We start from the raw sequence: 13,921 nt of genomic DNA, 5'->3' as shown, positions 1-13,921 counted from the left end.
TTGACTGCAAAGATAAGGAATATCTGTTGAATACCGCTATTGAAGGTATTATTATGCCGAAGAATGCAATTTTCAAAGGCTGAATATAAAATTAAGTTAAACGGTTGTTTAACCTTTTCTTAATTTAAAACAAATATTATGCAATGCATAGGACGTTCTAAATTATTGGATTTTAAAAAACTAACTAAAATCGGTTTCGTAATATACATAATTTTAACTAAAATTATATTAAATTTATAATAATTCTAATTTTTTTTTAAATTGCGAGTCTGGCTTTAGGCTAAAATAAGACTGAAAACGAAACTATAAAAAAAATAAGATTGTGAAGAATTTTGCAACAGTATTAAAAATCGCACCTGCTTTTTTACTGGCAAGTACAGTAATGCATGCGCAGAAAACGGATTCTCTTCCTCAGGAGAAGAAAATTGAAGAAGTGGTTTTGATCGGATATGGAAAACAGAAAAAATCTGACCTTACCGGTTCCATAACTTCCGTCACTGCTAAAGACTTCAACGGGGGAGCTACTTCCGCCGGGCAGCTGATCCAGGGGAAAACTCCAGGGGTACAGATTACCAATAACAGTGGAGCGCCAGGTTCCGGAACAAAAATCAGAATCAGAGGGACCTCTTCTTTAAGTGGTGAAAACTCTCCATTGATCGTCATTGATGGTGTTCCTCAGGATTTCGTAGGAATGAATGGTGTTTCTGATCCTCTATCTTTAATTAACCCTAATGATATTGAAACATTTGATATCCTGAAAGATGCTTCTGCAACTGCCATCTATGGTAACAGAGCTTCGAACGGGGTTATTCTCATTACCACTAAGAAAGGAACAGCAGGGAAGTTCAAAGTAAATTTCTCAACAGTGACTTCCGTTTCTACTAAAATGGGTAAAGTAGATGTATTAAATGCTCAGGAGTTCAGAGATTTTGTTAATACTTATGCACCTGCAGGGTATAAAACGAAACTGGGAAATGCCAATACCGACTGGCAGGATCAAATTTATCAGGCAGCATGGGGTACAGATAATAACGTAGCCCTTTCAGGAGGTATTAAAGGTTTGCCATACCGTTTATCATTAGGGTATAATGAGCAGAATGGTATCGTAAAATCAAATTCTTTCCGCAGAACTTCCGTAGGTTTGAACTTAAATCCTAAATTCTTTGATAACCATCTATCAGTAAATGTAAACGCAAAAGGAACATTTACCGATAACAGATTTGTAGACGGAGGAGTAATTAAGTCCGCTACTTATTTTGATCCTACTCAACCGGTATATTCAGGAAACTCTAATTATGGCGGTTATTATGAATGGCTGGATTCCGGATCTGCAACAGGATATAATGTAAACGCCAACTCCAACCCGCTTGGACTGATCAATGGGATTAGAGATGTGTCTTCTGTACTCAGAGGATTGGGTAATATTCAGTTAGATTATAAGTTTCACTTTCTTCCGGACCTGCATTTCAATGTGAACGCCGGATATGATTATACCAAAAGTGACGGGCATAAATTTAAAGATGCCCGCCTGAGACCAGGTTTCGAAGATAAAGGAAGCTCAAATTTCTATTCTATGGAAAAGAAAAATAAGCTTTTGGAAACCTATTTTAATTATGTGAAAAACATCAGTGCCATCAAAACAGGGGTGGATATTACCGCGGGTTATGCTTATCAGGATTTCAATATTTTACTTCCCGGAGCTATAACGTATAGAGGAACAGGGATCAATTCACAAGACTTGAACTTTGAAACTCAAAATACATTGATTTCATTCTATGGAAGAGCCATTTTTACCATAGATAATAAATATGTTATTTCAGGATCAGTTCGTAAAGATGGTTCTTCAAGATTCTTTAACGGAACCAGAGATAATGTATGGGGTGTTTTCCCGGGAGTTTCCCTGGCATGGAAGCTTAACGAAGAAAACTTCATCAAAAATATATCATCTATCAGTACATTAAAGCTGAGAGCAGGATGGGGTAAAACAGGTCAGCAGGAATTACCTGCACTTAATGGTAACAAGCCGAACAATTACCCGGCCTTTGCAGCGTACAATCCAAGTTATCAGGGAGCAGGATATCAGTTTGGAAATGAATTCTATTTCATGTTCAGACCTGCTAACTATAACCCGAATCTTACCTGGGAAACAACTACTACCAAGAACTTAGGATTAGATTTTGGTTTTAATAAAAACAGAATTACAGGATCAATAGATGTCTTCAGAAAAGATACCAAAGATCTTTTGGTATATGCTGACGAACCTGCGGGAGGCTTAAGCAATGCAAGCTGGCAGAATGTTGGTGATATGAAAAATGAAGGGATTGAAGGAAGTATTACCGTAATCCCGGTTAAAAACCAAAATACAACCTGGGAAGTAAGCTTTAATGCTACTCACTATAAACCGGTGGTCACTAAGCTTAAAGACAGAGCTGATGAATCATTTAATATGGAAGTAGGAGGTATTGAAGGAGGTTCAGGGAACAGAATTCAGGCTCATGCAGTAGGATATGCACCTAATTCATTCTGGGTATACCAGCAGGTATATGATAACAATGGAAAACCTGTTGATGGAGCCTTTGTAGACAGAAACGGAGATGGAGCAATCAATACGAAAGATATGTATTATTACAAATCTACTACACCTGATGCCATTTTAGGTTTCTCTACCAAAGTATCTCATAAGAACTGGGATTTTGCATTAAGCGCAAGAGCTGTATTAGGAAATTATGTCTATAATAATGCTGCTTCAAATAGTTCACTGCAATCAGCATCTACCAACGAATATCTTCAAAACGTATTCTCTACAGCACCTCAATATAAGTTTGCTGTTCCTCAGTACAAGTCTGATATTTATGTTGAGAATGCTTCATTCCTGAGGCTGGATAATATCAATGTAGGATACAATTTCGGGGAAATTTTCTCGAAAGGAAGCAATCTGAAAATATATGCGATGGCTCAGAATGTTTTTGTGATCACTAAATACTCAGGCGTAGACCCTGAAGTTTTTGGCGGAATAGATAACGGTTACTATCAAATGCCTAAAATTTACTCTTTAGGTCTTAACTTCCAATTTTAAATAAGAATTCAATGAAACTAAATAGAATTAAACTTAAAAATATAGTATTGCCTCTTTCGGCAGTATTTTTATTGACGGCAGCTTCTTGTGTGAAAGATCTTGAAAGAGAACCTATCACAGATGTTACTTCAGCCAGTATTTATAAAGATTTTGCCAATTATAAAAATGTTCTGGCAAAACTTTACGGAGGACTTGCTATGGGAGGTCAGGTAAGTGGAGATGGTGATCAGCCGGATAGTGATATTAACGGAATTAATGGTGGTTTTTCCCAATATACCAGATTAATGTACACCCTGAACGTTGTCACAACCGATGAAGCTGTGATTGGATGGAACGACGGAAACCTTCATACCCTTCATAAAATGACCTGGGATGCTTCCAACGAATTTATTGCGGCGATGTACTATAGAGTATATACAGAAATTGCATTTTGTAATGAATTTCTAAGAAACGTAACAGATGAAAAACTGGCTTCCAATAATATTACAGGAGATAATCTTGCCCAGGCAAAATTAATGAGAGCGGAAGCCCGTTTCCTGAGAGCGCAATCGTATTTCCATGCCATAGATATGTTCGGAAATGTTCCTTTTGTAGATGAATCATATTTACCAGGTTCTATCAATCCGCCACAAAGAATAGAGAGAAAAGCATTATTTAATTATATTGAATCTGAATTACTTGCTGTAGCAGGAGAATTAAAAGATCCTAAAACCAATGAATATGGAAGAGCTGACAAAGCAGCCGTATGGTCATTATTGGCAAAACTATACTTAAATGCTGAAGTCTATACAGGAACTCAAAGAAATACAGACTGTATCACCTATTGTAACAAAGTAATTGCAGCTGGATATTCTTTAAAACCAAAATATGACGATTTATTCCTTGCGGATAATAATATCAACAATCCTGAACAGATTTTAAGTGTCAATTTTGACGGAATCAATACACAGACCAATGGAGGAACTACTTATCTGGTACATGCTGCAATAGGCGGAGATATGAAAGCTGCTGACTTTGGAGTGAATGGTGGATGGAGTGGTTTAAGAACTACAAAAGCATTTGTAGGCCTGTTTCCAACGAATGGAAGTGATAAAAGAGGAAGATTCTTTACTGCAGGACAGAATTTGGAAATTAATGATTTAGGTTCATTTACAGATGGTTATGCTTTTATCAAATTTAAAAATGTTAAAAGTAACGGATCTGTCGGAGCTCACACCAACTGGGTTGAAGCCGATATCCCATTATACCGTTTAGCAGATATCTATCTGATGTATGCTGAAGCTGTATTGAGAGGAGGAGCTGGCGGAAACCAGGCTACAGCAATCGGTTATATTAACCAGTTGAGAGAACGTGCCTATGGAAATACTAGTGGAGATGTATCTTCTATCAATCTCAACTTTATTTTAGATGAGAGAGGAAGAGAGTTATCTTGGGAAATGACCAGAAGAAGTGATCTTATCCGTTTCAACAAGTATACAACGGGAGATTATCTATGGCCATGGAAAGGAAATGTAAAAGATGGTAAAGCAGTGGAAAGTTATAGAAACCTTTTCCCGATCCCTGCTAAAGACATCGTAGCAAATCCTAATCTGATTCAGAATCCTGGATACTAATTTAAAATCCTGTTAAAAATGAAAAATCTATTCAAAATATTAGCCCTGGTTTTTACCGGACTTTTAGTTTTTTCCTGTGAAAAAGACGAGGATCAGGCCATTATTAATGAAACATCTGCAGGTAAAATAGCTGCCGATAAAAGTGCAATTGTCCTGAATGAGCTTAATGCCAATACTGCAGTAATCAGTTTTACATGGACAAAGCCAACATTTAATATTGCCGTAGTTCCCAATCAGAAAGTAGAATTCGGAATCAAGGGGAACAGTTTCAAGAAAAGTGCTGCTGTTGACTTTTCCAATGATATGACTTCAGGCTCTGTTACTCATGCAGCAATGAATGCCGCTATGTTTGCTATTGGAGCTACACCGGATGTTGTAAATGATATCGAGGTAAGATTAAAGACTTCTGTAGGATCAGCAGTTTTTTATTCCAATGTCATTGCACTTAAAGTAACTCCTTATACTCCAAATCCGGATTTGGTATATCCTAAAATTAATGTTCCGGGTAGTTATGCCGGAGCAGCAGGGTATGCAAACTGGACTCCTGCTAATTCACCGAACTTGTTTTCTCCAGGAAAAAATGATGAATACAGAGGGTTTATCTGGATCAATACTGTTTCTGGTGATGATGATGGTAAATATAAATTCTCTATCAACGAGGATTGGCCTGGAAATAAAGGAGACGATGGAACCAATACCGGAAAATTGAAGCTAGATGGAGCGAACGTAAAAGCACCTGCAGTAGGAGCTTATTACATTAAGGTAAATTGGGCAGCAAATACGTATTCTTCCGTGTTGGCAAACTTCGGAGTTATTGGTGATGCAACGCCTACGGGATGGGGATCAGATACAGATTTTGTATATAATCCTGCAACCAAAACTTTTGTAATTAATTCTATTGCATTATCAAGTACCGGAGTATTTAAATTCAGAGCCAATGACGATTGGGCAATGAAATTCCAGCCAAAAGATGCAGATCAGACTCTGGTTTCCGGAACTGCTGTTCAATCTTATTTAAGTGCAGAGAACACGGTAACAGGAGATCCTGCCTATAAAGTTTCACAGGCAGGAAATTATAAAATTGAACTGGATTTACACAATTCAGCATATTATAAGTTAACCATTACAAAATTGTAAATCAAACTAGAATAAAGCAAAGTGCTGCTTTACTGCGGCACTTTATCTATTTTTTAAGTTAATAAATAGTCATTATGAAGAAAATTACAGTTGGAGCACTTTTGCTCTCAATGATGTTTACAGGTGTGAAAGCCCAATCTTTAAAATCTCCGGACGGGAAGTTCGAAATGAATTTTCAGCTGAAGGAAGGAGTTCCTTACTATAACCTGAAGTACAACGGTGCAGTAGTAGTAGAAGATTCTAAATTGGGATTGAGATTATTTAAAGACACAGCCATAAAATTCGCTTCTGAGATTGCCAAACCAGAAGATGCAAAATACGATCTGAACAACGGTTTTGCGAAGACAGATGAAAAAAGAGACTCCAAAAATGAAACATGGCAACCGGTTTTAGGAGAAAAGAAAAATTATATCAACCATTACAATGAACTGGCAGTTACCCTGAATCAGGCTTCTACAGACAGAAGTATTGTAGTGAAATTCAGATTGTTTAATGATGGTTTAGGATTCCGATATGAATTCCCGCAGCAAAAGAACCTTAATTATTTTGTGATCAGAGAAGAAGATTCTGAAATTGATTTCCCTACCGATATGAAGGCTTGGTGGATGGTAGCAGATTATGACTCTCAGGAATATCAGTATCAGGAAACTAAAGTTTCTGAAATTCCGGCAAAATGGGATAAGGCTTTTGATGCCAATGCTTCCCAGTCTTTGGTGAAAAATGCAGTTCAGTCTCCTTTAATGCTTAAAAAAGAAGGAAAAGAACCTTTGTATATCAACGTTGCAGAAGCGGCAGTGCTGGATTATCCGGCTTCACACCTGGAAGTAGATGCACAGAATTTTAAATTCAAAACGCATTTAACTGCAGACAGACAAGGAGCGAAAGGATACATTCAGACTCCGTCAGTAACCCCATGGAGAACCATTATTGTAGCTCCGAAAGCAGAGCAGGTGATGGATTCTAAAATGATCTTTAACCTTAACGAGCCTACAAAATATACGGATACCTCTTACATTCACCCTACAAAATACATGGGAGTTTGGTGGGAAATGATTATCGGAAAATCACAATGGGCTTATTCTACTGCTGAAAATGTTCATTTAGGGAAGACTGATTTTGCGAAATTGACTCCAAATGGAAAACATGCAGCCAACAATACAAAAGTTAAAGAATATATTGACTTTGCTGCAGAAAACGGGTTCCAGGGCTTATTGATTGAAGGTTGGAATGTAGGTTGGGAAGACTGGTTCGGACACTCAAAAGAATTTGTTTTCGATTTTATTACTCCTTACCCGGATTTTGATATCAAAATGTTGAATGAATATGCACATTCAAAAGGAATTAAACTGATCATGCACCATGAAACTTCAGGTTCTGCAACGAACTACGAAAGATGGGCAGACAAAGCATTCCAAACAATGAACAAATATGGATATGATGCTGTGAAAACCGGATATGTAGGAGATATCATTCCTAGAGGAGAACATCACTATTCTCAATGGACTATCAACCATTACTATAGAATTGCAGAAAAAGCAAATGACTATAAAATTATGGTTAATTCTCATGAATCTGTACGTCCTACAGGAGAAAGCCGTACTTACCCGAACTATATCTCTGCAGAAGCAGCCCGTGGTACAGAGTATGAAGCATTCGGAGGAAATAAGCCTGATCACCAGACGGTTCTTCCATTTACAAGATGGATGGGAGGTTCTATGGATTATACACCGGGAATTTTCCAGACGAAGCTAGACTACTATTTCCCTGGAGATAACCGTTTTGTAAAAACTACGCTGGTAAAACAGCTGGCTCTTTATGTAACAATGTACATGCCGCTTCAGATGGCTGCAGACCTTCCTGAAAACTACAAAAAGCATATGGACGCATTCCAGTTTATCAAGGATGTGGCAGCAGATTGGGATGATACCAAAATTTTATCAGCAGAACCTGGTGATTATGTAGTTACAGCGAGAAAAGCAAAAGGTACTGAAAACTGGTTTGTAGGAGGTATTACCGATGAAAACAAACGTGAGTACACAGTAGATTTCTCTTTCTTAGACAAAGGAAAAAAATATGAGGCAACCATCTATGAAGATGGAAAAGATGCTGATTATATTGATAATCCTCAAAGCTATAACATCTATAAAAAAGAGATTACAAGCAAGTCAAAAATTAATTTTAAAATGGTAAGAAGCGGTGGTTTCGCAGTTTCAATTAAACCAGTAAAATAATTGTAAAGATACACTAAGGTGCCCCGGTTCATTAATTTCTAATGTTCCGGGGTATTTTTTATTTATCCTCTGTCTGTTGAATGAGTTGGGAATATTGATTTTCAGATTCTGAAATCTGTTCTTTTACTTTCAGAGGTGTTCCGCTTTTTATTTTCTCTTTATATTCTTTCTGATACTGTTTCACGGTTTTTCCAGTACCGTCATGCCTCCATCCCGGTGAATTAAAAAGATATTGTATGCGGTCTTTGAAGGAAATTCCCGGCTGTCTGATGTCTTTTCCTATTCTTCTCCATTCATAGAAAAGCATGGTAGCAGGATCTTTGGATTTTATTTTAGGATAAACTCCATATTTCACAGGAACTTCAGGATCTTCTTTTTCAAAAGTTCCGAAAATTTTATCCCAGATAATCAGTCCCATTCCCATATTTCGATCCAGATATTTGATATTGCAGGCATGATGCACCCTGTGATGGGAAGGAGTAACCAGAATGTATTCTAAAAATCCCATACTTTTAATAGATTGGGTATGTACAAATGTGCCATAGATCTGTATAGAAGAGTAGGCTACCAGAATATGCCATGGATGAAAACCCATGAAAGCTAATGGAGAGAAAAATAAATACCTGTATAATGGCTGAAATACAGGACTTCTGAATCCCGTACTGATATTGAAATAATCAGAATTATGATGGGTAATATGTACTGCCCAGAAAACACGGGAATGATGATCCACATAATGATGAACATAATAGGCGAAATCCTGGGCAAGGAATACCGCAATCCAATACCATATTCCCTCCTGCCAGTCGAAAAGACGATGCTGGTAAAAAAACATCATAACAAATAACGAAAAGCCTTTCATGATGATGTCTAACCCATAATTAAGCAAAGCAAAAAGAACGTTTGTTGCTACATCTTTAGTCTCATAAATTTTCTCTTTATTAAAGTGGCTGTAGGCCATTTCTAAGAAAATAATTGTAGCAAACACAGGAATTGTCCATGTATAAACAACATCCGGTCCTTCCGTTTTAAATATATTGCTGAAATCCAACATTTTTTCTATAAAACTAAAGATAAAAAGCGTGAAAAGTTAATTTTTCACATGAATTTTTTGTGAAAAAGTTAATTATTCTTTATAAAAATTAAAATAAGGATATTTAATCTTGAAATTTTGCATGAATGAAGATCAAAAAAGAGACTTTCTCTTGTATTTTTGAACGTATATATGAAAATTTAATGCTAAATTGAACACTAATATGAAGACAATATATGCAGCATTCGCCCTTTCGATAGCTTCCGTTGCTTTTTCCCAGAAAAATCTGGAAAGAGTAGAACCGGCTTTCTGGTGGAAAGGAATGAAAAACCCTGAGCTTCAGATTCTTGTTTACGGAAAAGAAGTGGGGAATAATGAGATTACGCTTTCAGATGGAATTCAGATCAAAGATATCCGGAAAGTGGATAATCCCAATTATGTTTTTATTACAGTCAATACCAACGAAATAAACGTTCCGAAGTTTACCATCAATATTAAAAAAGGTAAAAAGAATGTTGGCTCATACCTCTATGAACTGAAACAAAGAAATCCGGGATCTGCAAACCGCGGGTCTTTTACTTCCAAAGACTTCATGTATCTGATCATGCCGGATCGTTTTGCCAATGGGGATGAGAAGAATGATTCAAAACCGGAACTGACTGAAAAAGCAGATCGCAGCCTGCCCAATGGCAGACATGGTGGAGATCTCCGTGGAATCCTTAACAACCTTGATTATATTCAGAATCTGGGAGCTACCGCTGTCTGGCTTACTCCTGTGAATGAAGACAACGAAAAAGTGTATTCCTATCATGGCTATGCCCAAACAGATCTGTATAAAATTGATGGCCGTTACGGAACGAATGAAGACTATAAAACTCTATCTCAGGAGCTGAATAAACGAAATATGAAACTGGTGATGGATTATGTGACCAATCACTGGGGAGGCTCACACTGGATGATGAAAGATCCTCCTTCCAAAGACTGGATACACTGGTTTGATGAAGGAGAAAAAGGATTTAAACGTTCTAATTATAAAACAACAACGCAATTTGATACCAATGCTTCAGACATTGATAAAAAATATGCACTGGACGGATGGTTTGATACTACCATGCCTGATATCAATCAAAAAAATCCATTAGTCCTGAAATATTTAATCCAAAATGCAATCTGGTGGATTGAATATGCTGAACTGGGAGGATTTCGTGTAGATACTTATCCTTACAATGATAAAGAGGCCATGGCAAAATGGGCTAAGGCGATCACCGATGAATATCCTAAATTCAATATTGTAGGAGAAACGTGGCTGTATACGGCAGCTCAAATTGCTGCGTGGCAGAAAAATTCGAAAATAGGAGAGATAGAAAATTATAACTCAAATCTACCTTCGGTAATGGATTTTATGCTCTTTGAAAATATGCCCAAAGCGCTTAAAGAAAAAGAAGGCTGGGATAAAGGAATGATCCGCATTTATGATTCTTTTACCAGCGATTTCCTTTATCCGGATATCAATAACATTTTGGTTTTCTTTGAAAATCATGATACCGAAAGATGGAATGAAATCTTCAATGCAAGTCCCGATGCTTATAAAATAGGACTTGCTATGATCTCCACAGTAAGAGGAATTCCACAGATCTATTACGGATCAGAAATAGGAATGAGAGGAGATAAGACGAAGGGAGGTGATGCAGATATCCGGAGAGATTTTCCGGGAGGCTGGAAGTCTGATAAACAAAATGCTTTCAATCCATCCTCTCAAACCCCGGAGCAAAAAGAATTCTTTCATTTTACTCAGAAACTTTTGAACTGGAGGAAGGGTAAAGAGGTGATTCATACCGGGAAAACTAAAAATTTCGTTCCTCAGGACGGGGTTTTTGTGTATTTCAGATATAATGAAAAAGAAAGTGTAATGGTAGTGATCAACAATAATGAAAAAGATCAGCCGTTAGATCTGAAACGGTTTGCAGAATCACTTAATGGATTTACAAAAGGAAAAGACATTATTTCAGGAAAAGACATTTTATTACAAAACAGCATGAATATTCCTGCGAAAACACCATTGATTATTGAACTAGAAAAATAATAATTACCTATGAAAAAACTAACGACTGCTTATACATTGATCCTTTTTTTACTGGGATTTTCTTCATTTACCGCACAGTCGAAGACCGGATTTGAGAAAGAAAAATCGGAAATAAGTACCATGCTTGATGCATTCAACACAGCTGCCGCAAAAGCAGATTATAACGCTTATTTTAATCTCTTTGCAGATGAATCTACCTTCATTGGAACAGATGCTACAGAAATCTGGGATAAAAAAGCATTTATGGTCTGGGCAAAACCTTATTTCGACAAAAAGAAAACCTGGAATTTTAAAGCGCTTAAAAGAAATATTTACTTCAGTAAAGATGGAAAACTGGCATGGTTTGATGAATTATTGGATACTCAAATGAAAATTTGCAGAGGTTCCGGAGTGGTAGAAAAAATCAACGGAAACTGGAAGGTTAAACAATATGTTCTTTCTGTGACGGTTCCTAATGAGGTGGTAGATAAAGTGGTGACTGAAAAAGCCCCTATCGAAGATGCATTAATTCAAAAACTGAAGTCATAATGGCAATAATGATGGGGAAACATGATGCTGAGGCATTTGGAAAAAGAAAAAAGCCAAACTTATCCATGCTCCAGATTATTAACATGAGTATGGGATTCCTTGGAATTCAAATGGCATTCGGATTACAGAATGGAAATGCAAGCCGTATTCTTGGAAATTTAGGAGCTGATGTACATGAATTATCCTGGTTTTGGCTGGTTGCTCCTGTTACAGGATTGATTGTTCAGCCTATTATCGGACATATGGGTGATAATACCTGGAGTCCGCTGGGAAGAAGGAAACCTTATTTCCTGATTGGAGCTGTTTTGTGTGCAATAGGGTTGGTTTTACTTCCTAATGCAGCTTCCGTTACCCAGATGTTTGCCGCCAATGCGCTTTTATTAGCTGTAATATTTCTTGCGATGATGGATGCTTCGGTGAATATTGCAATGGAACCTTTCAGAGCGTTGGTAGGAGATATGCTCCCGAAACATCAGGGAACAATAGGATTCTCAGTACAGACCATTCTGATTGGAATTGGGGCGGTATTGGGTTCTTATCTGCCGGATTGGCTTACAAAAATGGGGATTTCCAATGAAGCACCGGCAGGATTTGTAGCGGATAACGTAATTTACTCCTTTTATATAGGTGCAGGATTACTTATCATCTCAATTTTGTACACCATCATGACAACCAGGGAATATTCCCCACAGGAATTTGCTGATTTTGAAGATGGAAAAGAAGTTGAAAAGCAGGAATCCAAGTTTTCAGATATTTTCAAAGATTTTGCAGCGATTCCTGCACAAATGAAAAAGTTGGGAATTGTTCAGTTTTTCTCATGGTTTGCCTTGTTTACCATGTGGGTTTTCACAACCAGCGCTCTGGCAACCCATCATTTTGGACTTTCTCCGGAAGATACCCATTCCAAGGCATTTAATGACGCGGGAGATCTTACCGGAAAACTTTTCGGAATGTATAACCTTTGGGCAATTCCGTTTGCATTTCTGCTGACCCCTATTGCTAAACTGATTGGTAAAAAACAAACCCATGCTTTAGCCTTGTTGTGTGGAGGATTGGGACTTGTTTCAATGTATTTCATTAAGGATGTCAGCAATCTATGGATCTCAATGATCGGATTAGGTTTTGCCTGGGCAAGTATTCTGGCGATGCCTTATGCAATGCTTATTGAAGTAATTCCACAAAGAAAAATGGGAGTTTATATGGGAATATTCAATTTCTTTATTGTTATTCCGCAGATTATCAATGGTTTATTCGGAGGTCCTGTGGTGAGTGGTGTTTTCGGAAAACAGGCGATGGATTATGTGGTCGTGGGAGGAATTTGTATGCTGATAGGAGCTGTAGTAACCATGATTTTTGTTAAATCTGAAGATGAAACCCCTAAAGAAATTGAAGAAGAAATCAAGCAGGTGCATTTTTAAATTAGAAACTAGAAGTTAGAAGTTAGAAGTTAGTTGTGCTGAAAACTTTAATTTAAATATAAAAAAAAATATAGCAAAATTCAATAGAAACGGGCTTTAGCCCGTTTTTTCTTTCAGTATTTATTGATTGGCTTTAGCCAAAACCTATCTTTTTTTAAACCAAAATTGTTTATCATGAAGCTTAATTTTTTGACTAAGTTTTTTTCGTCTATAAAACAAAAGGATAAGGCTGAAAATGAAGATGTTGCTGAAATTAAAGATGTTACTGGAAATTTAGAAGATAGCAGCTTTACTCAGGAAGAATTGCTTAAATATGATGAACACGTAGACTTCTATTATACCAATATTATAAATTCACTGATTCTTTATACCTATAATGTAGACCAATTGGATGAAATGGCTCCCATTTTAATAGATCCACTGGCAGAACTGTATGAAGAGCTTGATTATGCATTCCTCCCTGTTTTATTTAATACCATTTTCAGAAATAAACTCATTTACGATTCTTTTAAGGAAGACCTCCTGAATTTTAAAAAGAAAGTGGATGATATCCCTGTGGAAATTTGGGACTGGGACTTTTTAGACCAGCATGAAACTTGGAAAAATATAAGACTTGAAGCCGAAATGCTTTTAAATAAACTCAATATTGAAACAAGAACTTATAATACAGATTATACCACAATTCTTTTTAAAAAATAAGAACAACAAATTCAATAAGAGTGGGCTTTAGCCTGCTTTTCTATAGATGTCTTTCCATTAGCTTTAGCCATAACTTAAAATCTATCATTCATATTTATTCGGT

General features: G+C 36.9%; 9 protein-coding genes. 8 read left to right on the top strand and 1 reads right to left on the bottom strand.

Going from position 1 to position 13,921, the window contains the following annotated elements; all coding sequences use genetic code 11:
- The first annotated feature begins 322 nt into the window (after positions 1-322).
- The 4 genes from ACWPWS_RS09230 to ACWPWS_RS09215 all read left to right on the top strand — a co-directional run bounded on the left by ACWPWS_RS09230 (position 323) and on the right by ACWPWS_RS09215 (position 8,057).
- On the top strand, positions 323-3,076 hold the full coding sequence (locus ACWPWS_RS09230) for a SusC/RagA family TonB-linked outer membrane protein (RefSeq protein WP_454046275.1): 2,754 nt from the start codon (positions 323-325) through the stop codon (positions 3,074-3,076).
- A gap of 11 nt (positions 3,077-3,087) precedes the next feature.
- Positions 3,088-4,689, top strand: coding sequence for a RagB/SusD family nutrient uptake outer membrane protein (locus tag ACWPWS_RS09225; protein ID WP_454046274.1), 1,602 nt, complete (start codon positions 3,088-3,090; stop codon positions 4,687-4,689).
- An 18-nt stretch (positions 4,690-4,707) separates the two neighbouring features.
- Positions 4,708-5,826: a SusE domain-containing protein gene (locus tag ACWPWS_RS09220; protein ID WP_209785187.1), complete on the top strand. Its 1,119-nt coding sequence runs from the start codon at positions 4,708-4,710 to the stop codon at positions 5,824-5,826.
- Positions 5,827-5,900: 74 nt separating this feature from the next.
- Positions 5,901-8,057, top strand: a complete 2,157-nt coding sequence (locus ACWPWS_RS09215) for a glycoside hydrolase family 97 protein (RefSeq protein WP_105683597.1) — start codon at positions 5,901-5,903, stop codon at positions 8,055-8,057.
- 58 nt (positions 8,058-8,115) lie between these two features.
- Here ACWPWS_RS09215 and ACWPWS_RS09210 read toward each other — a convergent pair whose 3' ends face one another.
- Positions 8,116-9,111 carry a sterol desaturase family protein gene (locus ACWPWS_RS09210; RefSeq protein ID WP_454046273.1) on the bottom strand — a complete coding sequence of 332 codons (996 nt, stop codon included), beginning with the start codon at positions 9,109-9,111 and terminating at the stop codon, positions 8,116-8,118.
- Between the two features lie 202 nt (positions 9,112-9,313).
- Between ACWPWS_RS09210 and ACWPWS_RS09205 the strand changes: the two genes are divergently transcribed.
- From ACWPWS_RS09205 to ACWPWS_RS09190, 4 genes are all read left to right on the top strand, one after another.
- Positions 9,314-11,173, top strand: coding sequence for a glycoside hydrolase family 13 protein (locus ACWPWS_RS09205; RefSeq protein WP_454046272.1), 1,860 nt, complete (start codon positions 9,314-9,316; stop codon positions 11,171-11,173).
- A gap of 9 nt (positions 11,174-11,182) precedes the next feature.
- Positions 11,183-11,701, top strand: coding sequence for a nuclear transport factor 2 family protein (locus ACWPWS_RS09200; protein ID WP_454046271.1), 519 nt, complete (start codon positions 11,183-11,185; stop codon positions 11,699-11,701).
- Entirely contained in the window at positions 11,701-13,119 is a 1,419-nt protein-coding gene (locus ACWPWS_RS09195; RefSeq protein ID WP_454046270.1) for an MFS transporter, read from the top strand. The genes ACWPWS_RS09200 and ACWPWS_RS09195 overlap by 1 nt, the downstream gene beginning before the upstream one ends.
- Before the next feature lie 174 nt (positions 13,120-13,293).
- A complete protein-coding gene (locus tag ACWPWS_RS09190) occupies positions 13,294-13,818 on the top strand; it encodes a hypothetical protein (protein ID WP_454046269.1) in 525 nt (174 codons plus the stop codon).
- Positions 13,819-13,921: the final 103 nt, after the last annotated feature.

Source organism: Chryseobacterium sp. Marseille-Q8038 (assembly GCF_965111995.1).
Note: the sequence above shows the minus strand (reverse complement) of the source record. Positions and strands in the feature narration are given on the sequence as shown.

Coding starts and splice junctions, on each gene's coding strand:
- ACWPWS_RS09225 (WP_454046274.1), top strand. CDS start 3,088: ATGAAACTAAATAGAATTAAACTTAAAAATATAGTATTGCCTCTTTCG.
- ACWPWS_RS09220 (WP_209785187.1), top strand. CDS start 4,708: ATGAAAAATCTATTCAAAATATTAGCCCTGGTTTTTACCGGACTTTTA.
- ACWPWS_RS09215 (WP_105683597.1), top strand. CDS start 5,901: ATGAAGAAAATTACAGTTGGAGCACTTTTGCTCTCAATGATGTTTACA.
- ACWPWS_RS09210 (WP_454046273.1), bottom strand. CDS start 9,111: ATGTTGGATTTCAGCAATATATTTAAAACGGAAGGACCGGATGTTGTT.
- ACWPWS_RS09205 (WP_454046272.1), top strand. CDS start 9,314: ATGAAGACAATATATGCAGCATTCGCCCTTTCGATAGCTTCCGTTGCT.
- ACWPWS_RS09200 (WP_454046271.1), top strand. CDS start 11,183: ATGAAAAAACTAACGACTGCTTATACATTGATCCTTTTTTTACTGGGA.
- ACWPWS_RS09195 (WP_454046270.1), top strand. CDS start 11,701: ATGGCAATAATGATGGGGAAACATGATGCTGAGGCATTTGGAAAAAGA.
- ACWPWS_RS09190 (WP_454046269.1), top strand. CDS start 13,294: ATGAAGCTTAATTTTTTGACTAAGTTTTTTTCGTCTATAAAACAAAAG.